Annotated in this window: 28 protein-coding genes and 2 tRNA genes; 6 read left to right on the plus strand and 24 right to left on the minus strand. The window is 64.2% G+C overall.

From position 1 onward, the window contains the following. Positions 1–154: 154 nt before the first annotated feature. The 7 genes from ABTV68_RS11175 to ABTV68_RS11205 form a co-directional block, all read right to left on the minus strand. Positions 155–919 carry a hypothetical protein gene (locus tag ABTV68_RS11175; RefSeq protein WP_433673747.1) on the minus strand — a complete coding sequence of 255 codons (765 nt, stop codon included), beginning with the start codon at positions 917–919 and terminating at the stop codon, positions 155–157. A 226-nt stretch (positions 920–1,145) separates the two neighbouring features. Further along, a tRNA-Ile gene (locus tag ABTV68_RS11180) sits at positions 1,146–1,216 on the minus strand. Positions 1,217–1,467: 251 nt separating this feature from the next. Beyond that, positions 1,468–2,514, minus strand: coding sequence for a hypothetical protein (locus ABTV68_RS11185; RefSeq protein WP_433673748.1), 1,047 nt, complete (start codon positions 2,512–2,514; stop codon positions 1,468–1,470). A 49-nt stretch (positions 2,515–2,563) separates the two neighbouring features. Continuing rightward, positions 2,564–2,995 (minus strand): HNH endonuclease, encoded by a 432-nt coding sequence (locus tag ABTV68_RS11190; protein WP_433673749.1) that lies wholly within the window; start codon positions 2,993–2,995, stop codon positions 2,564–2,566. A gap of 29 nt (positions 2,996–3,024) precedes the next feature. After that, a complete protein-coding gene (locus ABTV68_RS11195; protein ID WP_433673750.1) occupies positions 3,025–4,086 on the minus strand; it encodes a hypothetical protein in 1,062 nt (353 codons plus the stop codon). 88 nt (positions 4,087–4,174) lie between these two features. Continuing rightward, on the minus strand, positions 4,175–4,474 hold the full coding sequence (locus tag ABTV68_RS11200) for a hypothetical protein (RefSeq protein ID WP_433673751.1): 300 nt from the start codon (positions 4,472–4,474) through the stop codon (positions 4,175–4,177). A 71-nt stretch (positions 4,475–4,545) separates the two neighbouring features. Next, the gene (locus ABTV68_RS11205; protein WP_433673752.1) at positions 4,546–9,357 is read right to left on the minus strand and encodes a helicase-related protein; all 4,812 of its coding nucleotides are present in this window, start codon (positions 9,355–9,357) and stop codon (positions 4,546–4,548) included. 50 nt (positions 9,358–9,407) lie between these two features. Here ABTV68_RS11205 and ABTV68_RS11210 point away from each other — a divergent pair, with 50 nt between their 5' ends. The 4 genes from ABTV68_RS11210 to ABTV68_RS11225 all read left to right on the plus strand — a co-directional run bounded on the left by ABTV68_RS11210 (position 9,408) and on the right by ABTV68_RS11225 (position 14,709). Further along, positions 9,408–10,862, plus strand: coding sequence for a hypothetical protein (locus ABTV68_RS11210; RefSeq protein ID WP_433673753.1), 1,455 nt, complete (start codon positions 9,408–9,410; stop codon positions 10,860–10,862). Between the two features lie 39 nt (positions 10,863–10,901). Further along, on the plus strand, positions 10,902–12,308 hold the full coding sequence (locus ABTV68_RS11215) for a hypothetical protein (protein ID WP_433673754.1): 1,407 nt from the start codon (positions 10,902–10,904) through the stop codon (positions 12,306–12,308). Positions 12,309–12,565: 257 nt separating this feature from the next. Continuing rightward, complete coding sequence (locus ABTV68_RS11220; RefSeq protein WP_433673755.1) at positions 12,566–14,212, plus strand: NucA/NucB deoxyribonuclease domain-containing protein; 1,647 nt, start codon at positions 12,566–12,568, stop codon at positions 14,210–14,212. Next, a complete protein-coding gene (locus ABTV68_RS11225; protein WP_433673756.1) occupies positions 14,209–14,709 on the plus strand; it encodes a hypothetical protein in 501 nt (166 codons plus the stop codon). The genes ABTV68_RS11220 and ABTV68_RS11225 overlap by 4 nt, the downstream gene beginning before the upstream one ends. A gap of 519 nt (positions 14,710–15,228) precedes the next feature. Here the strand turns inward: ABTV68_RS11225 and ABTV68_RS11230 are convergent. The 15 genes from ABTV68_RS11230 to ABTV68_RS11300 form a co-directional block, all read right to left on the minus strand. Continuing rightward, on the minus strand, positions 15,229–15,411 hold the full coding sequence (locus ABTV68_RS11230; RefSeq protein WP_433673757.1) for a hypothetical protein: 183 nt from the start codon (positions 15,409–15,411) through the stop codon (positions 15,229–15,231). Next, on the minus strand, positions 15,408–15,914 hold the full coding sequence (locus ABTV68_RS11235) for a hypothetical protein (protein WP_433673758.1): 507 nt from the start codon (positions 15,912–15,914) through the stop codon (positions 15,408–15,410). The genes ABTV68_RS11230 and ABTV68_RS11235 overlap by 4 nt, the downstream gene beginning before the upstream one ends. Next, positions 15,881–16,156, minus strand: a complete 276-nt coding sequence (locus ABTV68_RS11240; RefSeq protein WP_433673759.1) for a hypothetical protein — start codon at positions 16,154–16,156, stop codon at positions 15,881–15,883. The genes ABTV68_RS11235 and ABTV68_RS11240 overlap by 34 nt, the downstream gene beginning before the upstream one ends. Before the next feature lie 5 nt (positions 16,157–16,161). Then, on the minus strand, positions 16,162–16,761 hold the full coding sequence (locus tag ABTV68_RS11245; RefSeq protein ID WP_433673760.1) for a hypothetical protein: 600 nt from the start codon (positions 16,759–16,761) through the stop codon (positions 16,162–16,164). Positions 16,762–17,096: 335 nt separating this feature from the next. Continuing rightward, positions 17,097–17,354 (minus strand): hypothetical protein, encoded by a 258-nt coding sequence (locus tag ABTV68_RS11250; RefSeq protein ID WP_433673761.1) that lies wholly within the window; start codon positions 17,352–17,354, stop codon positions 17,097–17,099. Continuing rightward, complete coding sequence (locus tag ABTV68_RS11255) at positions 17,354–17,509, minus strand: hypothetical protein (RefSeq protein WP_433673762.1); 156 nt, start codon at positions 17,507–17,509, stop codon at positions 17,354–17,356. Before ABTV68_RS11255 ends, ABTV68_RS11250 begins: the two co-directional genes overlap by 1 nt. Then, positions 17,509–17,688 (minus strand): hypothetical protein, encoded by a 180-nt coding sequence (locus ABTV68_RS11260; RefSeq protein ID WP_433673763.1) that lies wholly within the window; start codon positions 17,686–17,688, stop codon positions 17,509–17,511. Before ABTV68_RS11260 ends, ABTV68_RS11255 begins: the two co-directional genes overlap by 1 nt. Beyond that, entirely contained in the window at positions 17,685–17,849 is a 165-nt protein-coding gene (locus ABTV68_RS11265) for a hypothetical protein (protein ID WP_433673764.1), read from the minus strand. Before ABTV68_RS11265 ends, ABTV68_RS11260 begins: the two co-directional genes overlap by 4 nt. Positions 17,850–18,164: 315 nt before the next feature. Beyond that, positions 18,165–18,608 (minus strand): hypothetical protein, encoded by a 444-nt coding sequence (locus ABTV68_RS11270; protein WP_433673765.1) that lies wholly within the window; start codon positions 18,606–18,608, stop codon positions 18,165–18,167. After that, positions 18,605–18,832, minus strand: coding sequence for a hypothetical protein (locus ABTV68_RS11275; protein ID WP_433673766.1), 228 nt, complete (start codon positions 18,830–18,832; stop codon positions 18,605–18,607). Before ABTV68_RS11275 ends, ABTV68_RS11270 begins: the two co-directional genes overlap by 4 nt. Next, a complete protein-coding gene (locus tag ABTV68_RS11280) occupies positions 18,829–19,821 on the minus strand; it encodes a hypothetical protein (protein WP_433673767.1) in 993 nt (330 codons plus the stop codon). The genes ABTV68_RS11275 and ABTV68_RS11280 overlap by 4 nt, the downstream gene beginning before the upstream one ends. A 127-nt stretch (positions 19,822–19,948) precedes the next feature. Then, positions 19,949–20,131, minus strand: coding sequence for a hypothetical protein (locus ABTV68_RS11285; protein WP_433673769.1), 183 nt, complete (start codon positions 20,129–20,131; stop codon positions 19,949–19,951). Beyond that, complete coding sequence (locus tag ABTV68_RS11290; RefSeq protein WP_433673770.1) at positions 20,128–21,009, minus strand: zinc finger domain-containing protein; 882 nt, start codon at positions 21,007–21,009, stop codon at positions 20,128–20,130. Before ABTV68_RS11290 ends, ABTV68_RS11285 begins: the two co-directional genes overlap by 4 nt. Further along, positions 21,006–22,055, minus strand: coding sequence for a hypothetical protein (locus ABTV68_RS11295; protein WP_433673771.1), 1,050 nt, complete (start codon positions 22,053–22,055; stop codon positions 21,006–21,008). The genes ABTV68_RS11290 and ABTV68_RS11295 overlap by 4 nt, the downstream gene beginning before the upstream one ends. Positions 22,056–22,071: 16 nt before the next feature. Beyond that, a complete protein-coding gene (locus ABTV68_RS11300) occupies positions 22,072–22,326 on the minus strand; it encodes a helix-turn-helix domain-containing protein (protein ID WP_433673772.1) in 255 nt (84 codons plus the stop codon). Positions 22,327–22,886: 560 nt separating this feature from the next. On the opposite strand from ABTV68_RS11300, the gene ABTV68_RS11305 reads away from it, so the two are divergent. After that, positions 22,887–23,024, plus strand: a complete 138-nt coding sequence (locus tag ABTV68_RS11305; RefSeq protein WP_433673773.1) for a hypothetical protein — start codon at positions 22,887–22,889, stop codon at positions 23,022–23,024. 213 nt (positions 23,025–23,237) lie between these two features. Here the strand turns inward: ABTV68_RS11305 and ABTV68_RS11310 are convergent. Together ABTV68_RS11310 and ABTV68_RS11315 are read right to left on the minus strand one after the other, a co-directional pair. After that, positions 23,238–23,311: transfer RNA gene (locus ABTV68_RS11310), tRNA-Gln, on the minus strand. Positions 23,312–23,349: 38 nt separating this feature from the next. Continuing rightward, positions 23,350–23,592, minus strand: a complete 243-nt coding sequence (locus ABTV68_RS11315) for a hypothetical protein (RefSeq protein WP_433673774.1) — start codon at positions 23,590–23,592, stop codon at positions 23,350–23,352. Here ABTV68_RS11315 and ABTV68_RS11320 point away from each other — a divergent pair. Next, positions 23,591–23,785, plus strand: coding sequence for a hypothetical protein (locus tag ABTV68_RS11320; RefSeq protein ID WP_433673775.1), 195 nt, complete (start codon positions 23,591–23,593; stop codon positions 23,783–23,785). The two genes, ABTV68_RS11315 and ABTV68_RS11320, sit on opposite strands and share 2 nt — an antisense overlap. The last annotated feature ends 172 nt before the right edge of the window (positions 23,786–23,957 follow it).

Genomic DNA, 23,957 nt, shown 5'->3' on the forward strand with positions numbered 1-23,957 from the left:
TGGACCGCCGTGACCTGCTTCAGTCAGGCCCGCTGGTGACGATGAGCCCGGTCAGCGCGATAGTGAAACAGGTCGTGATACGTATCCTGGACGATGCAGCCATGATCGCATCGCCGACATCCGGCAGGATCCTCGCACCCCCTGGTTGCACGATCTATGTCTCCAGCGTGAGATCAACCCAAACGCTGTCCGGCCACGATTCCACTACCTCGGAAAGCGTACCTTTTACGTTACTCACGTCCACGGCATAGATCATGTCCAGTTGAGGCCAGATTTCCTTTCCCCGCAACTCGAACCCTTCTGCACCGAGAACTCGAATGTTTCTGCGAGTCAGCTCCGCCAGGACATCTCGGACGTAGCGCTTATCAATAGTCATCGTTCCGGGACTAAACCACACAAACGCAGCGCCGAGATCCACACAGATCTGAGCAAGAGCGGCATGGTCGAGAGTCAATCGATTCATCTCGTATCCAACAGGCGTGCTCTCCGCAACATCCAATGTCAGATCAATCCACACATCTTCCGGCCACGCTTCCAGCATCGCAGAGATCGTGCCTTTGGGGTGCTCTGCGTCGATATCATAGATCATGTCGAGCCGCGGCCAGATATCCTTTTCATACAGCTCACATCCTTCTGCGCCGAGAATGCGAGCAGCGCGACGATTAAGTTGCGTGATGACTTCTTCGATCCGAAGCTTCTCGATGGCCAGCATTCCGTGATCAAGCCAAATGAATGAGATTCTGCGGTCGACGCAGATATCGAGCAAAAGAGCCTGTTGTCGGTTCAATCGAATTATCGCATGAATGTCCTGCGGCTCGGCACGACTGGTCGGGACGTTCCGAGTGATGCCCGCGGAATCTGATCGAGAATGGAGCTTTTTAACCGCCCACGCCCAAAGCTCAGTAACTATCGGCGACACGCCCCCTCCTAGATCCCCCAAGCAATGCCTCAGAATATACTCCGCATCGGAATCGCAAGAGGGGAATCTTGGGCCCGCTGCCTGCGGCCGTTCGGACGGACACGCTGGCTCCGATGGCTGTGCAACCGAATGGCGCGAAGTGTGAGCGAGTGACCGGAGAGTCGGCGACACCCCGCCCGTTCGGACAACTGCCCTGATGTGCAAAGACCCCTGAAGGGGCATACGGTAGGGCGGGCGGGACTTGAACCCGCGAATCGTTGGGTTATGAGCCCAGCCTCCTGGACCCCCTGGATGCCTTGATCCTACTGGGATTGAACCCGCATGGCACGTGTTGCTACGGGTGACAAACAGGACTATTGCGGGATAAGTGGACTCATTTGTGGACTATTTTCGGTCGTGGGCTCCCCCGTTGACCGAGGCGCGCTCGCACCGTGATGAGGCGACGCAGTGACGGTTGCTACCGCAGCCGGCCTCGATCGTGATCGGCCCACCGCACGAAGAAGGGCGGTGCGAGCGCCCATCGTCGCCCGCACCGACCTTCTGTGCCGTCAACTGTTGGGTGGTGTCCAGCCGGAGCGGATCGCGTTGTGGACGCAGCTGTCGCACATTTCGTTCTTCGTGTCGACGTAGTTCATCTCGTCGTTGTCGACACGCTCCCCACAGTTCGGGCAAGCGGTCGTCGTCTCCAACTCTTCGACGCATCCGTCGCACAGCCCGTCCGAGCTCAGCGAGTGCACGTCGTCGCCGCAGCGCGAGCACTGCTGGTAGTCATCGTCGGCCGTCGCCGCGATCGCCGCGTTTGCCTCGAGATCGTAGACGCCGTCCGCTTCTCGGTAGCCCTCCGGTGCATGCAGGCCTGCGTTCTGCGCAGCGAGAGACGGAGTGGCCGCGATAGCGGCGGCGATGTCGTTGAGCTCCTTGACCTGGTCAGTTATGTCGACGGCTGTGCCGTTCTCGTCGAATGCCCCGACCAGTGTGAGAGTTCCCTGGTCCCGATCCGATTCGAGACGCAGACGCGTCGCACCACCTGGCATGTGGTCTCGGAGCTCCTGGACGACCGCGAGCTCTACGGCTGCTTGAGCTTCGCGGGTGCGCTCGTTGATGGCATTGAGCTGCTCAATGGTCGTCCCGCGCGGGCGGGACCGCGTGAGATCCAGGTGGAGGGTCGCGCCGTCGTCCTCGGTGCTGAGGCCACGTTCGAAGGGGCTCTCCACGTTCATCGCCGCGCTCGACATGTCCTCGTAGAGTTCGACGTCGAGGTCGTGTTCGTTGTCTCCCCAGATGACGTCTTCGACGCTGATTCGGCGTCCGCCTTCCATCTCGAAGTGGGTGAGCTCGATCCAACTGCCCTCGTCAGACCAGATGAAGGTGGCACTCACGGCGCCTTCGGGGGCAGTCGTGTGGATGAAGTCGAGCGCAGCTTCCTCCGACTCGCGGAACAACGTCGCGTGAGTGAGCTGGAGATCCCCCCGCGTGGAGTTTCCGCTCGGCACGGCCTCTGTCGCGCCTAGGCCGGTCGCGGGAGCGGAGTTGATCTTTCCCGCGAACCGGCCCTTCGTGTCATGGATGTTGTGGCTACGGTCAATCGTCGTCATACCCACATGAGTGCGGCAGACGGCCAAGGCTGACTGGCAACGGCCGCCATCAGCGGCGTCGGTACCCCATGTCATACATCCAGATCGCCCGCATGCAGAAAGCACAGCTGCACCACGTGCTGCCTGACCCCTTTCGACCACCGTTGCAGCGCGCGCAGGAAGGGACAAGGTTCCACCAACTATTCACACCGCCACGTGTCTTTGCGACGATGTGGTCCCGCGTGGACGCAGGACGCTGGCAATAGTGACACTGCGCCCCGCCGGGGATCGGCTTTTTCAACGACACGATTACGACGCCCGCCTCTATTGCCAAGGGATCGTTCTCTCGGAGAGGCTCGGCTACGAGTGGGATCGGAGAAGGCTTACGCATCACACAATTCCTCTCGTCCTTTCCCGCAGACGTCTGCCTTTTGCATGGCGAGCTCCGATGCAAGATGTGGTGCCCTTGGTCGGCACATGCACGGCTCGCGCAGCGTTGCATCGATCGGGCCGTGCACGACGGCGCCGATGTCAGCGCCGCGCGAGTATCTCGATCGGCACGTTGTTCGCGACCTGCGTTGTGATCTCGTCCGCGGCCCGCGGCGCGTCGCTCAACCCTCGACTCGCGTGGGCGTTGAGGGCGCGGAGCAGCTCTGCGCAGTCCTCGTCCCGGCTCATGTCCCAGCGCGGGAACATCAGATCGCACGGCCCGCGAACGCCACGTACGGTATCGATGATCGTGTAGAACATCTGCCCCTTGGGACGGAAATCAGCTTGCCGCGTGAGGATGCTGAAGCGCTCATCGCTCACACGCACGGTCCACCAGCGGGACTCGTTCGAGTCGTGCGCGAGACGCACCTGTTCCCTGACCCTCAGTACCTGGTGGTCGAGAACTTGCGCCTGCCGCCAGCTAACCCCTCCGCCGGATGGCTCACTGCACCCGCCGCACACAACACTCCCATAATGCCCGAACACCCGCACGTGGTAAAGGAGGTTCAGCTCGGCGGGTGTGGGTGCGGCGAACCGCACTGGCCAGACTGCCAGGTCTTTCCGCACGACGACGACATCGCTGTTGAGGACGGTGCGGACGATCGTGGCATCCACATGGGCGAGCTCCCCCGGCCGCTCCTCCGTGGTCACGATAAGAGCCGGCCCAGAGGCGCCGAACCAGGACACGAGCTTCGCAAGTGCGCTCGGCGACGCGACGTCGTCTACGACGAGGGGAACCCCGAGCTTTGCGGCTTCCGCGGCTGCATGCCTCAGCGCCGCGGCGGTACCTTCTGGCGACCACAGAGCGTCGGGAGCGAGCCGGCGAGCCAGAAGCGACTTCCCGGATCCCCGGGGCCCCGCGATGATCGTCACTCCCACCGAGTCATACCAATCAGAGGGACGGACGCCAAGATCGGTGGCGGACCGATCGCGCTCGACTGCACGCAGCGCTGCTGTGTGCTTCCCGCCGGCCTTCTTCGCTGCGTTCTTGCGCGCGTGGTTCTTGACCATGATTCTCCCTGGCCGGTCCCGCGCGCCGACCTGAATCAGGTGGTGTGAGTCGTGCTGAGGGCTCTCCCCAGCTCCGTACGTGATGCGGCGCACCTTGTCCTCGATGCCGGCGGGGCGCGGGCCACACGAGCTCGGAGACGAGAACCGTACGGGCCCTCACACACCACATGCGCGGCAACCGTTACAGAATGTGCACGCGTCCCGAGTCGACGCTCGGGGGCACCTGGCTGGTGTAGTCCGACCAGAGATCCTCGACACTTGCGGAGAGCACTGTCGCACGATCAACGCACGTCTCGGCATGTTCAGCCTCGGTGACGTCGAACGCAGCGAGCGCATCAACCCGGTCGAGCAACCACGCTCGGTACTGCTCCGCATTCATGCACGTGCGCCGCGGTTGACGATGCGCAGATCGTCGACTGAGCCGATTGACCTGCCGCTTGGTCTCGGCGGAGGCCTCGATTACGTGGAACTCGCCATCCATGATGAGAAATTCCTTCGTTTTCACCCGCATCTCTCTGCCCGCATTCCTGTCCGGGGAGGTGCCTTGCCCACTCATGCAAGCACCACAGCATGCTCGTTCGCGTCTTCGGCGATCTTTGCCTCCACGTGAGCAAGCCGTGAGAGCGCGTCCTGCAGTTTTGCCTCATCGGGGAAGTAGGACGTCGCCGCGGCGAATCGGGCCTCATCTGCCTGCGTTGCGCAGTCTTCGGCCGCCTCCGTCCACTCTGTGACGCGTTCTGGAAGCGCATCCAGAACCCGATCGGTCGTGGCAGCGATCAGGTCCGCGACTGGCCGCCATCCGCGCCGGATGAGCTTCGGCGGCACCTGGATGCTCTCGATCGTGTTGTAGTCGACGTCGATGTCCACATGCACGAGCCGTCGGCTCTCGTGTTTCGGGCGAAGCGCAATCCCACGCCAGCTCGCACGCTGAGTGGCTGTGTACGCGAGCCCGTACCCGCCGCCGTTCAACTGGGCGGTGATCCACCCCTCAACGGCCCGTTCAAGGTGCGTGCGCTCGTCATCGGTCGCCGCCTCAGAGATGACCCTCAGCGCTCCCTTCGCCCTTTTCGCAGCCCGACGCAACCAATCAGCGCGTTCGTCGAGCCGCTTGGCGGACTGCTCCGCTTTGCGGATGGACTGAAGGTGGACAGAGCGCATCAGCTGGAGCTTCTTGACTTCGGCTCGGACGGTTGCCTGCTCCAGCAGCAGCGGGTTACCGGACGCCAGCGCCTTGACCTCGCCGTAGCTGATGGACGCAGCCGAGATGTCCTCGATTTCGCGCGCTGTCGCCCCGGTGGCGTACAGCGCATCGAACGAGCGCGACTTCCGCTCCAGCGCCTGCCAGGTGTAGGCATCGAACGTCCCCTCGGTGACGAGCCGCGTGATTCGCACGTGTCCGGACATGTTGCCGGGGCGGATGGCGCGGCCATCGCGCTGAATGACATCCGACGGCAGCCACGGCGCATCGGCATGCCACACATGCGTAAGGCGGGTCTGGACGTTCGTCCCCATACCGGCCTTCGACGTAGACGCGATGAGCACCGACACCTCACCGTCACGGCAGGACGCGAACAAGGCAGCCCGCGCCTTGTCCGTCTTCGCGTCGTGCACGAAGCGAACCTGTGCGGCAGGCACCCCCTGGTCGACGATCGCGCGTCGCAGACGACCATAGGTCGACGAGTCCGAAGGCTTCGGGGTTCCCAAGTCGAGGAACACGAGCTGGAACGCACCGCGCGTCGGGTGAGATCCGAACAATAGCCCCTCGTTCTCGCGGTACGCAGCGCCGACAAGCTCGGCGAGCTTCTGAACCTTTGACGAACGTTCCGAAACGTTCACGAGCTGCGGATCCAGTGCCACTTTCCGCCCGTCGGTGCAGACGAGGAGCATGGAGTCATCCGTCTGACCGCCGGTCACATTGGATCGCCGCTGGGCGGTCTTGTTGCGGATCGCGTCGGCGCGGTTCGCAAGGTCGTGGACGAATGAACGCTGCCCAGGTGTCGGGTCCACGACCACCGTCTCCACAGTGTGCTCCGGCCGGTCGAGCCCGAGCTTCTTGGGGTCGAGAATGTCGGCGACTTGGGCGAAGAGCATCTTGAACTCCGGCGCGTTGATCATCCCGACCGGGCGTCGCTGCAGACGGAATCCGCTGCCGTCCGGCGCGACCTCGATGTTCGTCTCGTAGCGAACGAATGCACTCACCCAGGCGTCGAAAGCGATCAGATCCAGCTCGTGTAGCGCGTCCGGTTGAAGGTAGCGCTGCCATACCCAGGACTCCGACAACGTATTCGACCACGGCGTGCCAGTGAACAAGGAAACGATCGGTGCGCCCGCGGGGCGGCGGGCGGCGAGCGTCTCGATCTTCACGAGAAGGTCAGTGGCACGCTTCGAGGCTCCGGAGCCGAACCCATTGTCACGGCTGGTCGAGTTCGTCGCCAACCGGCGGAAGAGATGGGCTTCGTCGACCATGATGTAGTCGACGCCGAGCTGTTCGAAGAAGATCGCATCGCGGTCCGTGAGCGCGTTGTCCCGCAGCTTCCAGATCCGTGCTTCGAGGGCGCGAATGGCGCGGGAGATCGCTTTCGGACCCTTCTCCTTCCGACCGCCTTCAGTGGTCTGGAGCGCACATCGCAGGTCGAACGTCTCATCGTTCAGCCAGCCGGTCTCCGAGTCCGGGTGCACGGGAATGGACGTGAAGGCACTGTGCGTCATGATCACGGCGTCCCAGTCCCCTGTCGCGCATCGCGCTGCGAACAGCCGGCGGGCGTCCCGTGCCAGGTCCTCCTTCGAAGCCACAAGGAAGCGCCCGGTCGGGAACGTCTGCTGAGCCTCGCGGGCGATCTGGTCCAGGAGATGATTCGGGACGACGATCAGCGGCTTGTTCGCGAGACCGAACTGACGCAGCGTTCGCGCGGCCGCGATCATCGACTTCGTCTTGCCGGCACCCACAGGGTGCGCGATCATCGTTCGCGGAGTGCTCACGATCCGCTCAACCGCTGCTCGCTGATGGGGCCAGAGCGTGAAGTCGACGCCGATGCCAGGAAAGGTGAAGCCGGCACCGGTGTAGACACGGGGAACGTGAGAATTCAGCTTGTCGTTGTACTCGCGGCAGATCCGCGTTGCGCGCTCCTCGTCTTCCCACACCCAGGTGGAGAACCGATCGCGAATGAGTTCCAGCTTCTCGTTCGCCGCAGCGCACTTCTGGGGGTTGCGGATCTGCACCCAGGCCTGTCGATCGCTGTTCCACTCGCGGTCAGTGATCTCGGGCATGCGGGAGTTCAGCGCACATTCGACGAGGTACCACGGGGCTGCGTCTGCGGTGCCGTACTTCAGCTGCGCTGCGGGATCGGACTGCGCATCTCCCACCTCCCAGACGCCGACCTCCGCTGCACGGTGAACGGACGCCCAACGCACACCCATCTCCTGCTGCAGGAACGCCTCAACGTCCGCCGGCTTCACGATCGGCGATCCGAGCCCCATCCTGATTTCCAGCGGTCCCAGATCAGCCGGGGTGACCGAACGCAGCGCAGCGGCAGCGCGGTCATCGCCACGCTGCTCAGCTTCAGCGATCTTGCGTCGGATGTTGCCGGAGAGGAACTGTGCGGCTGGGACCAGCCGCTCCCCGTCATGGAAGACCAGGTCGCCAAGGGCTGCGCGAGCCTCACCGTCGGAGGCAAGGCCGAGCAGGCGGGTGATCACGGACAGGTCCACGCGGCCCGTGGTGCCCATGCTAACGGCGAGTGCTTCAGCGGGCTCGTCCACGCGCTCGATGGGCTTGGGGGCGCGGTTGACGCGGTGCAGGAGGATCGGCGCGGGCCCAGCCTCGCCGGTGTCCTGATCGAAGACCTCGAGTGCCATCACGAGTGGCGCGTCCGGGTCGCGGCGGAAACCACCCATGGGTGGGCGACGCCACGACAGGGCCGGCAGCCCCGTCTCCTCATCGGTGCGCCCTTCGACGAGAGTCCCCCGGTTCAGGTTCCCGAACCGCGACACGTAGGCCGTGTACGCGGCGCGCGCCGAGTCCCGCAGAGGCGCGATCTCTTCGTCCGGGGTGTGAGGGTTGGATTCGGCATCCAGGAGCTCTACGGCGAGGTCGCGGAGTTCGACGAGCGCGGTGAGCTCCTTGTTTGCGCGGAGAGAGACGAGAACGCCGCGCTCCACCCGGAACAGCTGACCGTCCAGGGCGTGGATGGACCCTTCCTTGCGACCCTCAGCGTCTACCAATACGACATCACTCAGGTCGGCGATGTCCGTCCGTTCCGCCATCGGCGGCATCAACTCAATGAGAGCGCCGATCGACCTCGCCACATCCCCTGCCGGGTCCTCAGAGCGGACGACCAGCGGGCTTCGTGTGAACGTTGTGGAACGCATCACCCCCGCCACGTGAGCAGGGTTCAGCTCCCAGTAGCGGGAGACGATAGCCGGCTCGGAGATCTCCTGCCCTGGAACGTCGGGCTCGGCGATCACGACACGAAGATCGCGCGTCTCACGGCGCGGCCGATAGCCGTACGAGTCCCACCCGAGGTCGACCTGTTCGAAGTCCGCGGGACCGGCGTATGCAGTTCGCGTGCACGTCGGGTCGTTCCGGCGGATCACGACGATGTCGGTCACCGCGTCCGTTCCGGACTCCGCGAACGCACCCGACGGCAAGCGAACGGCGCCGATGAAAGCTGCCCCCTGCATGTCGCGGATCGATTCCAGGATCCCGTGCTGTGAGTCGATCGTGTGCCGGCTGGTGACAAGGATGATGTACCCGCCCGGACGGACCGCGGCGACAGCCCGTTCGATGAAGTAGTTGTGCAGCGCCCCACTGCGACCCTCGCTGTCTCGCACGCGGACGGACGAGAATGGGACGTTGCCGACTGCGGCGTCGTAGTGCTCGTCACGAAGAACCGTGTTCTCCAGCTTCCCCACGATGATCTCCGCGGACGGGTGCAGGATGCTGGCGATCCGCGCAGACGTGGGGTCGACCTCCACCCCAGTCCAGTCGATGTCGAGATCAGCGGGAGCTGCGGACATGAACGCCCCTGACCCGCACCCCGGCTCAAGGACACGCCCGCTCGTGAAGCCGGTCGAGCGCAGAAGGTCGAAGACAGCATCAGTGATGTGAGTCGGCGTGAAGAACGAAGTGTCCAGCTGCTCCCCCGCGCGCAGCAGCGCGTCCGCAGGCACAACCTCGTCAAGAAGATCAGCGGCTTCCAGCCACTGCCCCTTCGGCTCCTTCGCGAAGGCACGTGCGAGGGCACCCCAGCCGGCGAACTGGCGAAGCGTGGACTGCTGATCAGCGGTGACGGATCCGCCGAGCATCAGTGTGTGAGCGAGCTTCACGGCGGCGAGCTGGGACGTGATGTGGGAGGAGTGGGCCATGCCTCGCACATGCGCGGCGCATCAGCCACTGCTGCCGCACTCATGTAGGCATGAGCACCATCGACAGAAGCGGCAACATCCACAAGGGCGCCGGCGCCCCGGGAGCGGGACGGTTCGACGGGCGTGTCAATGTCGCCCCGACGGGAACGCTCGTCGAAAACGGATCGATCGAGATGCAGATCGGCCGGTTGACTGCGCACCTGTCCGGCAACCACGGCTACTACAGCGAGGAAACAGCGAGGAGTATCGCCGAGCATCAGATCATTGAAGCCACGGAGTCGGGATGTGATCCTGCATTCGCCGCCGATGTGATCATCCGGTTTTCCCTGGACGCACGCGAGCATCTGAGCCCCTCAGACTTGTGGGCAGCGGGCTATCGGACCCCGGCCGATATCGCGGATGTGATGGAGGCGGTGGAGAAAATGAGCCGCGGCCGTGCGCTCAGGGAAGGCCTGACGGTGGGTCGACTCGCAGAACTGAGAGAGCTCGGGATTCGCAACGCGACCGTCGCTGTCGTCCTCCACCGGGTGGAAGACGACACTCTCGCCGAATGGGTGTCAGCGGTTCAAGGCGATGCGGAGTTCTCGAAGTGGCTTGGGCCCGATCCGCAGAACCTTCTGGCACTCATCGACAGTGGTGTGGAACCAGCACTCGCGAGACGATGGGCGGACGTCGGGGTGAGTTCCGCGAAACTAGGCGCGGTGGGCCGATCTGCGTTGCCAAATGCGGAGTCGGTGGCGGATTTCGCGCGTAGCTCCGGCCTGAACGGAGATCTCGCACTCGACTACGTGCGAAGTGGCGTTCCTGTAGACCCGGAGCTGGCGAGAGCGTTCGGGCCGAGCATCAGTCCAGCCGACGCAGCGACGCTCGTGAGTAATGGGGTGTCCGCGAAGGCCGCGAGGAGCTTGCGTAGCGCTTCCAGCACGTTAACCCCAGTCGATATCGCTGAGCTCGCGAAGGGCGGTGTGACGACAGCTGCTGACTTCCGTGTCTGGCGGAGCGTCTGCGAGCCGAAGCCAGGCGGGCTGTACGGCACGGGATCGGACATGAACCCGCTGTCGACAGGGAACATGATTCGCGACATCGTTGCCGTTCGTGCACGGACCAGCGCACCAGCCTCCGCGGTGATCGAGTACGTGCGTCGCGGCGCGAAAGACCCGCGTGCGTGGGAGGCGCTGTACGGTGCGGGAATCACGGATCTGCAACCGTGGCTGGCACCGATCCGTGACGGCCGCCGTGTGAACATCGACGGTGATCCACAGGCCGCGATCGAGGGGCTGGCCGCGTGGGTGAGCGCGGGAGGAAGCCCAGAGCGTCTCAGGGCGGCGCAGCGGGCGGGGATCCCGATCACTCAAGCACACGAGCACGTGAACGATGACGACCGCACGATGTGGGCTGTAGGTGAAGTGCACAGAACCGCTGCGGTGGGACGAGCGGTCGCAGCAGGATCGAGGGAGGACCAGTCTGCCGCCTGGGAGTGGACGCAGGACACATTCGCCATGTGATGGCGTGCACGGGACCGCCCCCGCCGCACTCATGTGGGCATGACCACCATCGACAGAAGCGGCAATATTCACCGGGGCGCCGGCGCCCCGGGCGCGGGACGATTCGACGGGCGTGTCAACGTCGCCCCGACCAGCGGCCTTCTCGCCGCCCCCGAGAACCAGAAGGAAGCACGCGAGCTCGTCATCGGAGGCGAGAGCCTGAGCATGATCAGCGCAGCGCAAGCTCGACGGGAACTGCCTGTCGGGCAGCGAGTTCAGGTCGTCTACCTCGGTGGGCACCGCAAGGATGACGACGGCACCCCGATCATCCGGACTGTTGCGAAGCAGACACCGTACGACATGACCACGTTGGACGGCAACGGCCGTGGCGTGCACCTGGACTGGGCGCACAAGAGCGCGCGCCAAGACGCCAACGGAAGCATCATCGTGCTCGACACGGACGGGATCCCGATTGTCGCCTACGTTCCGATCGGTGATGACTCCGAAGCCATCCACTCCCCCACGATCGATCTGAAGGTCAGCCGCGACTACGCCGAGGCGAAGATGACCGAGGATCCGAGGGCGCTCGAGCGGCTCGCCAACCACCGAGCCAGCGGCGTGCAGCTCGCGGTCGCGAAGAACCCGAAATCGCCGGCGGACGCTCTCACCTTGATCGCACAGACGTCAGGCGACAACGAGCGGACCCTGCAAGCCGTCGCGGAGCATCCGAACACCGGCTCTTCCACGATGGACATGCTCGCTGAGAGCAACCACCGATCGGTCCGATACGCTGCAGCGTCAAGCGTCAAAACGGACCCGCACACGCTGATTGGGTTGGCACGCGATGGCGATTCGGGCGTGCGATCTGCGGCGGCGCAGAACCCGAACACTCCCACGGCGCTCCTGGATCAGATGGCAGGCGACCGTGATCCGTATGTCCGTCAGTGTGTGGCGTCCAACCCTCGCACAAGCCCGGAAGTGCTCGATCGTCTCGCCAACTCCAGCGGCTACTGCATGGCCGAGGTGGGCGCGAACACGTCGACAAGCCCCGAAACTCTTCGCCGGCTCGCGGATGACACGTCGACGGGCAATCAGACGCGCGCGATGGTGGCGTCGAACCCGGCCGCGCCTCGCGACATAATCGCGCGTTCGGTTCGGGACGCTGATGATTGGGTGCGCGAGCACGCAGCGAAGAACACGAACCTGACGGTTGACGAGATTGCGGCGTTGGCTTCGGATGCGTCCTCGCGGGTGCGCCGAGCTGTCGCCTCGAACCCGCGAGCAGCGGACGCGACCGCACTCGCAGACGATCCCGACCCGTTCGTCAGGCACGCGTTCGCGAAGAACCCGGCCCTGCCGGCCACGATTCTCGAACGCCTTGCTGGCGACGAGCTCCACGCCGTCCGCACTGCCGTTGCACGCAACCCGAACACTCCGGAATCCGTCCTGCGGCGCCTTCGGGGATGACGCCTGTCCGCCTCAACGCCCCAGGTTCACTGTCGCATCGCGACGAGACAACGCGGAAGCTAGCCAGCGTCTGACCATGTGGACTCATTGACGCGCGGGGTAGGCTCTGGGCGCGAAGACCCGCGCACCAGCTCGTCACACCACAGGATAGACGGTGCACAGAACAAGTTCGCCGACAGATGGGTTCAATCTCAACTTTCGCTTTCCTTCATGGCGATCACCCTGCTACCTTCCTCACAGCCGGTACACAGACGGGGATGTCTGAGTTGCCGTTTGATCTGGGGGTTTCAATGAAGAAAGCTACAAGACTCGCGCTCGCATTAGGCATCGCGTTGGCTGTAATCGCACCGTCGGCTGCGGTGGCGGACGAGGGACAATCGAGCAGTCCACCAGGGGCGTCCGAGGCCGCAGAAGCAAGCTCGAGCACAGGTTCTGGCAGTTCGTCCCTGGTAAACAGCAGCGACCTTTCCTCATATGGTCAACCTGAGGACGCGGTTGCGTACGCCGAGCCAGCTGACAAGTCTTTTCCACCCCCGCCCGATATCGACCTCACGACAAAGTTCGTGGGCAGCGACGGGCAGGTGGGCTATCGCAACCCGTTGGCACCGGAGAAGTCCCAGCCACTTGAGCCCGTAATGGATCGCGCATTTCTCTGGTCGGGGAACGGCAGCACGCTTCCTGCCGATGTCAAGGCAGAGCTGCAGGGCGCGGGGATCTCGGCACAATCACTCCAAAGTGGGCCGGTTGGGTCCTGGGCCAGTGAAGTTACAGACTCCCTTCTACTAAAGGCAGGCAACTGTCCCATGGTGATCGGTGACATCTATTTAGCTCGATTGAAGCAATGTGCGCAGGCCGCCTCGTCCGCTCCCGCAACGCCCACGCCGGGCAGCATGGGCTGGGGAACGCCATTGTCCACGGCGCTGCCGACATACACACCGCCCCCACCAATCACAAGCTTTATGGCTGTAGCACCACCGCCCGCAGAATGCGTAACCAAGAATCTGTACATCGTAAACAGGGGTCGCTACGGGGCCTGCGTACTGGATGACAGTACGGGCAAGATCGTGATTCCAAAAACAGGTGAGGTCCTCGGCACCTTCTCGGTTCAGCAGGTGACCATTGTGAAAGGCGCCAAACTCAGCGCTGGCTACGACAGCACCTTCTACATTCGTATGTATCATTCTACGGGAGTGGGTCGAACCAGTTCATATGGCTTGCAAGCCGTGCTCATGTGCTACGTGCCTAAGAACACCTGCGCGGGAACAGAAGGACAACTAAACTCAACGCTCGGAAGTTCATGGCTGAAGGTAACCGGGAAAGTGAAATCGAGTCTCGGCATGGGGACGAAGGGCACCTTGAGCAGTGTTTGGGGCGCCTACATCAAGCCATCCGCTTCGTCCACGATAGCCGGCAGATCAGCCGCTTCACCTCAGTTGCGCTGCGATAACAATGTGGTCTGGGGCATGGGCCACGGATGCGTGAATGATGCAGTGATTCTTGCTCAGACGTGGGATACGCAGAACTGGCCCACCGTCGCAGTCCACATTGACAGGGCCCAAGAGACTGGTCTTGATTACTGGCTAACAAGGGCATGGCCGACCGAGGCCTCCGCCAACCGCGACAAGGCGTGCGACCATGCCCCCCAGGCGAAGCCGCTTTACAGCTGTGACGAGTATCCGTACGCGTCCACCAAAGAAGGCGCATCAACAGGTGGCGGGCCCATGCGGGTACTGAGCGGGTGCGGCTACAAGCAAGTCGCTGGCAGCGGCCCTTCCGGGTGGAGTAGGTGCCAAGTCATTGCCACCGACAATACGAATCATGGCAACTCCCTCAGCAAGTTCTACAAGGAAAACCGCATCATCCCCGGCGACTACTTCGGCGCTGGCGTAGTGGGTCTACCATGAGCGAGGTGCCCCTCGGAGCGATGTACTCGATGATAAACATCCAGCCAGAAGGCGGATCCGGAATGCCCATTTATCCCACAGTTGGAGGGCTGATTGCTCGCATGGATGAGGGCGACGGCGGCGTCGTTTTCACAGGCATAGACACGGGGAAGGTGATGGTTGAAGTCTTGTCCCACAAGGTTGAGCCGGATTTCGACAATTTAGAGGACTGGGAGGACATCGCATGGTTTGATGTTCTTTGCCCGTCCGGCGGACTATATGGGGTCGGGTTTTTTGGAGACGGTCACACCGAGAACTTCGCCCCCGGCGCGGGACGAGTTCGAGTACGTTGCTCCGCGCGCGGCCGGGACATTGACCACCGTGGGTTTGTGCAGTCTAGCCAGGAGCACTACCGCTTCGACGCGTGGCTCATTCCGGACGACGGATCGGAACTTGCGAGCGGGGTAATAAAGGCGACATCGAAAGCGTCGGCGTATGTGATGGACCTCTACACCTAAGGGCAGAGGACGCTGCTAACCAGGTGTCTGCGCTCGGGCTCGCTCGAACACGTCACGAGTGCCCTCTGGGCGACTTGCGTGCACGACTCCTCAGGTTAGCTGACACTGCTTCAAAAGGGCATTGGGCCTATCGAACAGCCTCTGACGCGGTACGCAAGGGTTGCGCGCCTCGTCAGAGGCCTTCGCCATTATCGCCGACGCTCGATCCAGAACCACCTCGATTTTCGAACTAGACGCGCAGCGTCTCGAAGTGACGGCGCGTACTCGGCATGGCCGCCGGCGGTTGGGATCATCAGGCGGATTGGCCCTGGCGCGACCGTCCGGAACTTCGCGTGCAGTGATGCCGGGCCGGAGCCTCGCTGCGCTTCAGTGACGATCTTCTCCCCCGGCGGCAGGAGTCCGGGTCGCGCCTTGTAGATCTCATCCACGGCTGCGAAGAGCTGCTTTTGCCCGAGCACAAGGCCGCCACGAGATGCCTCAGCGAGGACCGTGTTGGCGACATGGATGGGGCTGATCTCATCAATCATGCTGCCTCTGTCTCCAATAGGCGGGCGTGTAGTAGACGTACATGGATCCGTCGGCGAAGAACCATAGGCTGCCCATCCGTTTCAGCGGCTGGGCGACGCCTGCTGGACCGATGGTGTCGACGACAACCCCTTCGGCAGGCAGCGAAGTGCTCGTGCGCGTCCACTGCTCGCTCATTCGCTCCCCCAATCAGTGGTGTTCTTCGCTGCCCGGTACGCGAGTGCTTGGACAACATGCTGCGGGAGCGGCTCAGGGTGCGACCGGATCTCAGCCTTGCGGGCAACTTTCACCCGGCCAGCATCGTCGACGGTCCAGATGCCGCAACCTCCCACGTCGAGCCGATACTCGGGGATCCGATTCGCGACCTTCTCGTAGAGCTCGGCAGGCACTGCGTAGACGAAGCGATTCGTGACGGCGGCCCACGGCGCGCGATTCTGGTGCGTGTCACGTCTCCAGTCCTCGAGCGTGACCTTCACCTCGATTGCTGTGCGCTGCAGGCCGTTGAACATGAGCACGTCAATGCGCCAGGTAGGCGCAGATTCGGCGGTGCGCTCATCCCACAGGTGGTCAGCGATGACGACCTCATGCACGAGCGCGGCGCCCGAGTGATGCGAACGGAGCGCGTTCACGATGAACTTCGCGTCCATCACGACACCGCTGCTGGTTGATTCAGTGTCCACCCACTGTCCGGGTGGAACGTGTGAGTCTCGACCAGCTCGCCACCCCGCCACCGCTGCGCCTCGGTGATGCGATCCGGATACCACAGATACGCTGCCGCGCACTGCGGGTACGGCATGTGACGGAAGCGCGGGAGTGCGGCCTTCGCGGCAGCGAGTGTCGAGTAGACGCCCAGGATCGTCAGCGATTCGTCATAGTCCTGTGCGGGGTCCACGAGAATGACCACCTCAGCGGCGTGCTTCATGTCCATCACTCGCGCCCGCCAGTCGACTGGTCTGGACGCTCAAGCGCTCGACGACGATCTTCACCGTTCACATATGCCTTGATGCGCGTCGCTTGGTGCATCGCTTCTTCAGCTGAGAAGACGTGTCCGTCAATTCGGACGGCGTAGCCCGCGTCGGCTCCGTCGCTCTGGATGAGCGGCACAATCGTGATGTCGAGTTGATCGCTCGTCACCTCCGCCATTCTGCTGGCTGCGGCGACTCGATGCCCGCGCTCGTAGGCGTCCGCATATGCCTGACGCATGTGGACGTGGTGCCGCTCCGGGTAGACACGCAGCGCGACTGCCTCGGCCTCGCGTCGAACCGCGTCAGGCATCGCGTCCGCTCGGTCGCGCTGTGGGGTTCCATGTGCTTCGAGATAGTGCGCGACGAGATCGCGGGCCACCATGTCGAGACAATGGATCCCGCTCTCCCAGAAGCACCCCATCTCGCCGCACTCGGTGAAGTACATCCGCTTGCCCTCCACGCGCTTCGCGGGGTTGTAGTAGCCGAAGTTCCAGTCCGTCGCTTCGTCATGGACACCATGCAGGCCGTTACGAGATAGCCGGTATGTGCGGTCTGCGCTCATCACTCACCGCCAGTCGACTGATCTGCGCGCGCTCGAGCGGCGCGCAGATGGCGATCTCGGGCAGCCGCCGCCTGGCGTTCGGTCATGCGAGTGGATGAACTGCTCGTTGCCCCGCACGCGCAAGCCCACACCCAGTAGCCAGTGCCTCCGGCGGAGACGCTGGAATCCTCATGGCCGGCGATGCGCAGATAACTCATCACGTCCTCCAATCGGCGGATCCGTGACGCCCGCTTCCTCGCGGTGGCTCAGGATGCGACAGTCGAGCACGCAGCCGCAGTCGCATCCATCCCAGCAGCAGTGGCAGAACTCCAGGAAGAACGCCGCGCGCAGCCCGATCACGACGCGCCTCCAATCGACTGATCCGTGCCGTGCACCAGGCGCATCGGCTTGCTCGGAGCGCAGGACGGGCAGTACGTCCGCTGACCGCGACCAGCCATGTAGATACGCCAGCCAACGGCCAACGCCTCGCGGATCATCGGCACCTCGTCGCCCCACCGCTGGGGTTCATAGAGGCGAGATTCCCATCGGTTTCCGCACTTGTCGCAGTACAGCGTGGCCTTCGCCGTCACCGGCTTGACGTTGATCCCGCTCATCACTCACGACCACCAATCGACTGATTGGCGAGCACGTTGCAGATTTCGCGATGCTCGCGCAGGAACTTCGCCGCCTGCTGAGGCGTGCGCCCGACGCATTCCTCGCCGCACGCATCGCACTCGCAGATCCAGTCATCGATGCCCCCGAATGCCATCACTCACCAGCACCAATCGACTGATCCGCGTGCACCACTTCGATGGTGCTTGGCAGGACGAGGCGTGGATCACCGCCGTGGACGCGCGCGGTGTGGTGCACCATGTCATCCACCGCGGCGTCCGGGTCTTCCTCGTACACGGGCTGCTCGAACCCGCAGAGCGTGCATCGCAGCTTCATGACTCACCACCTCCAATCGACTGATCCGCGGCTTCAGCGGCCCTGATGCGGTCAGCGATCTCGAAATACTTGGCCGCTCCCTCGTCTGTCGGCAACGCCGTAGCGATGCACTCAGCGATGAACTCAGCCTCGTCCGCAGTCATCTCCACCAGCTCAGTCATCGCGTCCACCAATCGGCTGATCCGCGGTCTTGTGGACCGGGCAGAAGTCCGTCCCGTACACCGTGCCGTCAGGGTCCGAGTGACGACCACAGACCGAGTGATTCGGGCACGGCATCTTCTCCCCGTTTCCGTCGCTGCGCCGGCGAGAGGCACCGTGCTTCCTGGGCTTCGCGCCACACTCGCACCGGCACCAGCCCTCGTGACCGACTGGCTGCACGCAGCGGTGCAGGTAGTCGAAGTGGCCAAGCGAGCCCCACCAGGAAGCGCAAGAACCGTCCGGGAGCGTGACTACGGGCAAGGGGGTCGGAGCACGCATCACACACCATCACCAATCGGCTGCGCCGGTGCCCGGAATCGGCACCGGCGCCCGCAGGCGTCGAAGTCGTAGCAGGCCGCGCAGTAGATATCGACGCGCTCCGCTCGGGGTTCGTTCATCGCTGCAACCATGCGATCCAGGCGGCGCGATGCTCGGCCAGCGGCTTCGTCAGCGCGGCGCGTCACAACCTCGTGCAAGGCTGCGAGCTGCACTGAGGGGTCAGACATCCGCCCTCCGCCCGCAGCAGCGATCTTGAGCGCCGCGGCGTCGAACGCGTTCATCACGACAGCGGGAACAGTCGGCGCATCCATGAAAGCTTCCTTGCCCACGAAGATGGCGGTTCCACGTGTAGCGGTCGGGGACTCGATTACCGGGATGGTGGACAGGATCCACTGCTCCATCGGCGTCCGGTTGGTCAAGTCGAGTTTGGGTATCACGTTCACTCCGCGCCTCCCATCGGCTTGGCCCGCAATTGACGCTGCGCACACCTGGTCGCGGCGGCTTCGGTCTGGTGCTTGTGGAAGCAGCGCCACCGCCGCTCTCCCGTCGTGACTGGCCCGAGGGCGCTCATGCGCTCATGAGTCTCGTCGATGACGCCGCGCCACGCGCCGTCTTGGCCGGCGCCCGGCCAAAGGACGGCTGCAGCTCGGATCTCGCCGTCGCTCACCGTGTACTCCACAGGTGATGGCGCTCGGGCTCGCCGCAGTAGGTGGTGTCGGTACCGTCCGCTCGGTGCGCGCACTCGGGGTCGTCAGGATGCCCAGCAACACCGATCCAGGGGTGGTCGATGATGGTTCCAAAAAGGCGCACCAGATACTCCATTGCAGCGCGCTGCTCGTCGGACGGATGGTTCTCGTTGCCCGAGTTCCACGCGACGTCGCGCGCCCAGTCGTCGAACCCTTCCTGGTTGATGCCACTGTCTTCGTAGTAGGTCCAGGCGTGCACGTACTTCGCCGCGTTGCGACAGGCCTGGCATGTGTCGCCCGCTGCACTGCTGGAGTTCTGGCCGCAGCATGCGCAGGGCGCAGGCACTTCCTCGCTGGTTGGTGCGTTCTCTGCCCCAATGGCGCGGACGAACTCGATCGCCAGCGCGGTTGCCGTGAAGAGGGACGTCACTCGATAGAGGTGAGCGCCCGAGGTGACGCCCTCGGCCACAGCGAAGCGAGCGACGGTGTCTCGGGTTCCCATGGCTCGGGTGATCCTGAAGGGGTAGGCGCTGTCGCGCTCGAACCACGTGTCCACCGGGATCTCACCCTCGATGGCGGGTACTACCGGAAGCATCAACGCCTGAGAATCGTCGGCGACGAGGATGGCGCACAGCGCGCACGGGGTCCGATGCTGGGGCCTGCCGATGACCGGGTCCACTTCGGTCGTGAACGTCTCGGGGTCGAACCGCAGCGCCCGTGGTGGGCGAGTGTGCGCACGCATGCAGACGGACAGCTGCTCACCCTGCGGGAAGAAGTGCACCCGCCGTGCTTTACGCTGCCGCCGCGGAAAGCCGTCAGCCAGCCACTCGCCTGCTTCCAGTGCAGCGAGCGATGTCACGGCGGCGTCGCGCATTACACGCCCACTGCCGTTCAGCACGACGGACGCACGGCTCGTCTCGTTAGTGCCCGTCAGCGCGGCGCGGGTCTCATCCGGATTGCTGTGGCTCATGCGCTCCACATGCGCGGCAGGCGGCGTGGATGGCTGGACGGAGCGCACGGGGACGAGTCGTGAGCACCATGTCGGGTCGTATGTGTGCGGAGGTCCGTCACAGTTGCACCTCACCATGTCGGCGACCTCATTCCCGCTCTCCGGTGGCACCGTTGGCTGGCATTGGCCGCGATGCATCCGACTGGCGTGCTCGTGCAGCGTCCACGGCTTCCTGCCAGCGGACCCATCTGTCGTTTGCGGCCACGTAGCCGACGTACGCACCGACCAGGGCTACGACGACGTAGCCGGCGATGAGTAGCAGGGCCATCATCCCGACACCTCGACATCTGGACGAGAGACCTGTGCAGGCTGCGGCTTCTTGGCAGCGACCAGCGTCGCGATCGGCCCTCGGAGCTCGCTGAGGGGGCGTTCGAACATGCCGATGGAATGGCTCTCGTCGGCTGAATCGTCGTAGCGCGTTCGATCCTCACCGGGGTCCGTGAGAAATGCGGCGCGGGTGGTGTCGCCTTCATCGATCAGGTAGGCGATGCCCGCCACCTGTCGTGCGTCGCGGAACGCGATCTCGGGCATGTGACCTGCCTCGTTCAGCGAATCGAGCATCTCGTGCAGCGCATCACCATCGGGGACGAAGTACCGGACCACCTGCTCAGGCTCCGGGCCAGGGGCGGCCGCACCTTGGTATGAGCGTCCGGTAATGTCGGGCTCGGCGCGGTTCAGCAAGCCTGCTTGTGCGAGGGCGGAGATCGCCGTCTCGGCGAGTGATCGCCATGCCCAGTCGCCTCCCCCGCTGCGGATGGTTTCGTTGTCGTTGGACCAGCGCGCCATGACGACATCAGTCACAGCGGGTACGGGCCACCCTTCCTCATCGATCAGCGGCGCTTGGCCAACTGGTACAACGCGACTTGCAGCGTCATCGCGCGCTTCCAAGCCGGTCGCCTGGTTCGTTGGAGCGTCGCTCGGTTTTGAGCTCCGGAGCACCGCCGCAACCTCACGCCGGAGCTCCCGGTCTGCAGCTGTCATGCGCTGGCGGTGCGGCAGACGCTGGGCACCGTTCCGATAGCACGCGGCACCCGGCGCTGCGCCGCAGGACGGGCATTCCACACGGTACGGCGAGCGGCCGTTGAGGATCTCCTCGATCAACGACTCGCGCTCGGGTGCAGGAACCTCGCTCGCCCCCTCGCTGCTCATGCCCTGGCCACCCCACCGTCAGCAGCGCGCAGGGCAGCCCGCATGCGTTCTACCACTTCGTCGTCCCAGGAACTCAGATCAGGTGCCGCCAACTCCGGCAAGATGGTCGCGTTCAGAGCGAGGAGCACGCGCGCGTCTTCCGACGACGCCTCTGGCTCACGTTCTTCGGATGCTTGGATCGCGAGTGAGCGCGCGAGCTTTCGGGACAGGGCCTCGGCGGTGGCGCGCCCCTCGCCTGCGTCGCGGAGTGCCCAGTACAGGCGATCGGTCGTGACATCGCCGGTCATGCCAGCGGGGGTCCAGTGAAGACACTCGGATCGAGCGCAGATCGCGTCGGCGATCATCTCGGCCTCACGCGTAGGAAGCGATCCCTGGGGCATGGCGACAGACTCGATGATCTCCACCATCTCGGCCCAGCGTGTCGTTGCATGCTGTCCGACCAGCGATGCCGGTTCAGCATGGTCGGATCCGTCACTGGCGCCGCGCAGAGCCGCGAGGCCCTCTGCGTCCGGATAGTCCTCAGTGGGTTCAACCCCCGCTGAAGGTGAAACGGGTCCCGGTGCAGGCGGAACCGTTTCACTTTCGAGCTGCACGGCCCACCCGAGACCGACTGCGAGAAACGAGGAGACGATCCTTCGCCCTGCGCGAAGGTCGACTGGGTTGTGCCATTCGGTGGGCTGCGGATCGGGGGTCATCTGTCCGCCGTACCGACCTGCTCGGATTGCGCGCGCTGCGATCTCTGCCAGCATTTCGCGTTCGTTGTCGGTCGGGGCGAGCAACGCACCAACTCGGGTGCTTGCGGCTCCCGAGGACCTCTGAGGGATGTTGTCGCTCGCGTTCTCAAGTACCGCGGCGACGGCGCGCGCCGTGTGTAGCGCAGCGCCTTGTCGCTGGCCCTGACTGCCGGCGCTCCAGCCGGGGAAGCCGCCGTACTCCTTGCGGAACTCGTCCTTCGGAAGCCATGCGTCGGGGTCGATCACCTTCGCTGCTTCAACAATCACTTCGTTCGATGTTGCTGTGTCCATATGGAACACATGCGCGGCCAAGCAGCGGCCGACGTCATCATGTTGATGGAACGTCCTGGATCGTGAGCACGAGCTCAAGCCCGAGGGCACCGGCGATCTGCGTGAGCGTGAGAAGCGCCGGATACGATTGCCCGCGTTCGACTCGGCTGATCTTCCCCTGCGGCACTCCTGACGCGAACTCGAGCTCTCGCTGCGTCATGCCGAGCGCGCGACGCCTGTCGGCGAGCATCCCACCTAGTCCGCGTCGATCTGTGGCGGCGATCGTGATGGAGCTCGTGCTGGTGTCAGGCATTCATCTATCGGACCATGCGCGGGCGGGAATGTTCAACGTAGCGGCCCGCTACGCGCCCGCTGCACGGGGATCCGGTGGCTCCGGCCACCTGGGATCCATTGCTGCTGTCAGAGAAGTCCGTGGCCGCCAGCGCACACCGGCGGCCACGGACCTGGTTCAACGTCGCTTCAGCACTCGGTATCGCGACTTCACTCTCATGATGCGATGCGTAGAAGGCGCGCAACCATCGCGGCGCCGGTGAGGAGCGGCGAGGCCGAGCGGCACGATGGGTGCGCGTTCCGAACCCGTCCCGGCCAGCGTCTGCGACTCCGAGTCGGGTGATGCCACGGCGCGCAAGCAATGACCGCCCTCCCGGGGTGGTGGGGAGGGCGGTCATCGCTTGCGCTTCACTGGTTGCGTGCACTGGTGCGTCCCACATGGGCGAGTGATCCCAGAGCGCCTTCTTCACCACATGCGCGGCGGCAACACCACTCGACGTATGACGACGCTGGCATGAGACTGAGCGGTCACCGAGGATCGTCTCGTGTTTCGGCGTCGTTCGCGGCTGAGACTGCAGTCGCATGCCGGATTCGGTTTCCTGGTGGCGCGATCAAGCCCAGGAAACCAATGTCTCGGATGCGGCGCATAGGCCCTATCGCGAGCTGCTGCGCCGCATCCTCTGTTCCGTCGGCACGGCTTTGCAGCGGATCCGCCGCTGAAGTTGCGGTTTCTGTGGATCCGCTGGGCTCGGCGAAACCCATCGGACGAATGGGGTTTTCCCTCAGTGATCTTCCAGAGCGCGTCGAGCTGGGCTCGCGCGGCGCAGACGCGGTGCGGGTGGCGCTGAGGGGCGTCCCCCTCCCGGTGATGGCTCGGGGGCGACTATGGTTGCCGTGAGGGGTGTCACCGGGCGGTGACACCCCTCACCAATGCTCCGGGTGCAGGAATCGAACCCGCGAATCCAGGGGCCAAGACCCTGTCGGCCATGCCAGCAGACCAACCCGGACCGGACAGAAACGCGATCGTGCGGGGCTTCGTCGGCGATCAGTGAGCGGCGCGAGCCACGATGCTGGCGGCCGACTCTCGGCCTCCTGCTTCGAGCACGATCCGATACGCGATTGCGACGTCTGATCCGTCGTCGACCATCGGATGACTCCCGAGCACGGGCGTGCTCTCGGGGAGCCGGAGCACGTTCAGCACGTGAGCAACCACTTCTTCGTCGCTCGTCGGTTCCCACCCTTCTGATGCGTCGGCGATGACGAGGGCGACTGCGCGAGAGATGTCCATGCTCATCACATGCGCGGCGCCGGGCTCAGGGCTCGTCTCCCCCGTCGCCTGGCTCGTCGTCAAGTACGCTGGCGGCGTTCCAGTGCGGGGTATCCCCGATCCGGTGCCCGTCGTCGTGCGCGGCGATGTCGTCGTGGCAGGGACAGTCGCAGGCGAGCTGCATCGCATGACAGTGGACGTGCGAACCGGGTGATGGGTGCTGGCAGAACCCGCTGCGAGTCATGGGGTGTTCAAGCGTCGCCATGATGACCACACGCGCGGCCGCTGCCCGTCGCACTGCAGGGGCTCAAACCGACGATCTCCGGCTCTCGATGCCGGCGTTCCGCTGACCGCGTCAAGTACGTGCGTCTCAGCCGAGGAGGGGG

The sequence above is a fragment of the Microbacterium gorillae genome (assembly GCF_050990725.1).
Classification (GTDB): domain Bacteria; phylum Actinomycetota; class Actinomycetes; order Actinomycetales; family Microbacteriaceae; genus Microbacterium; species Microbacterium gorillae_A.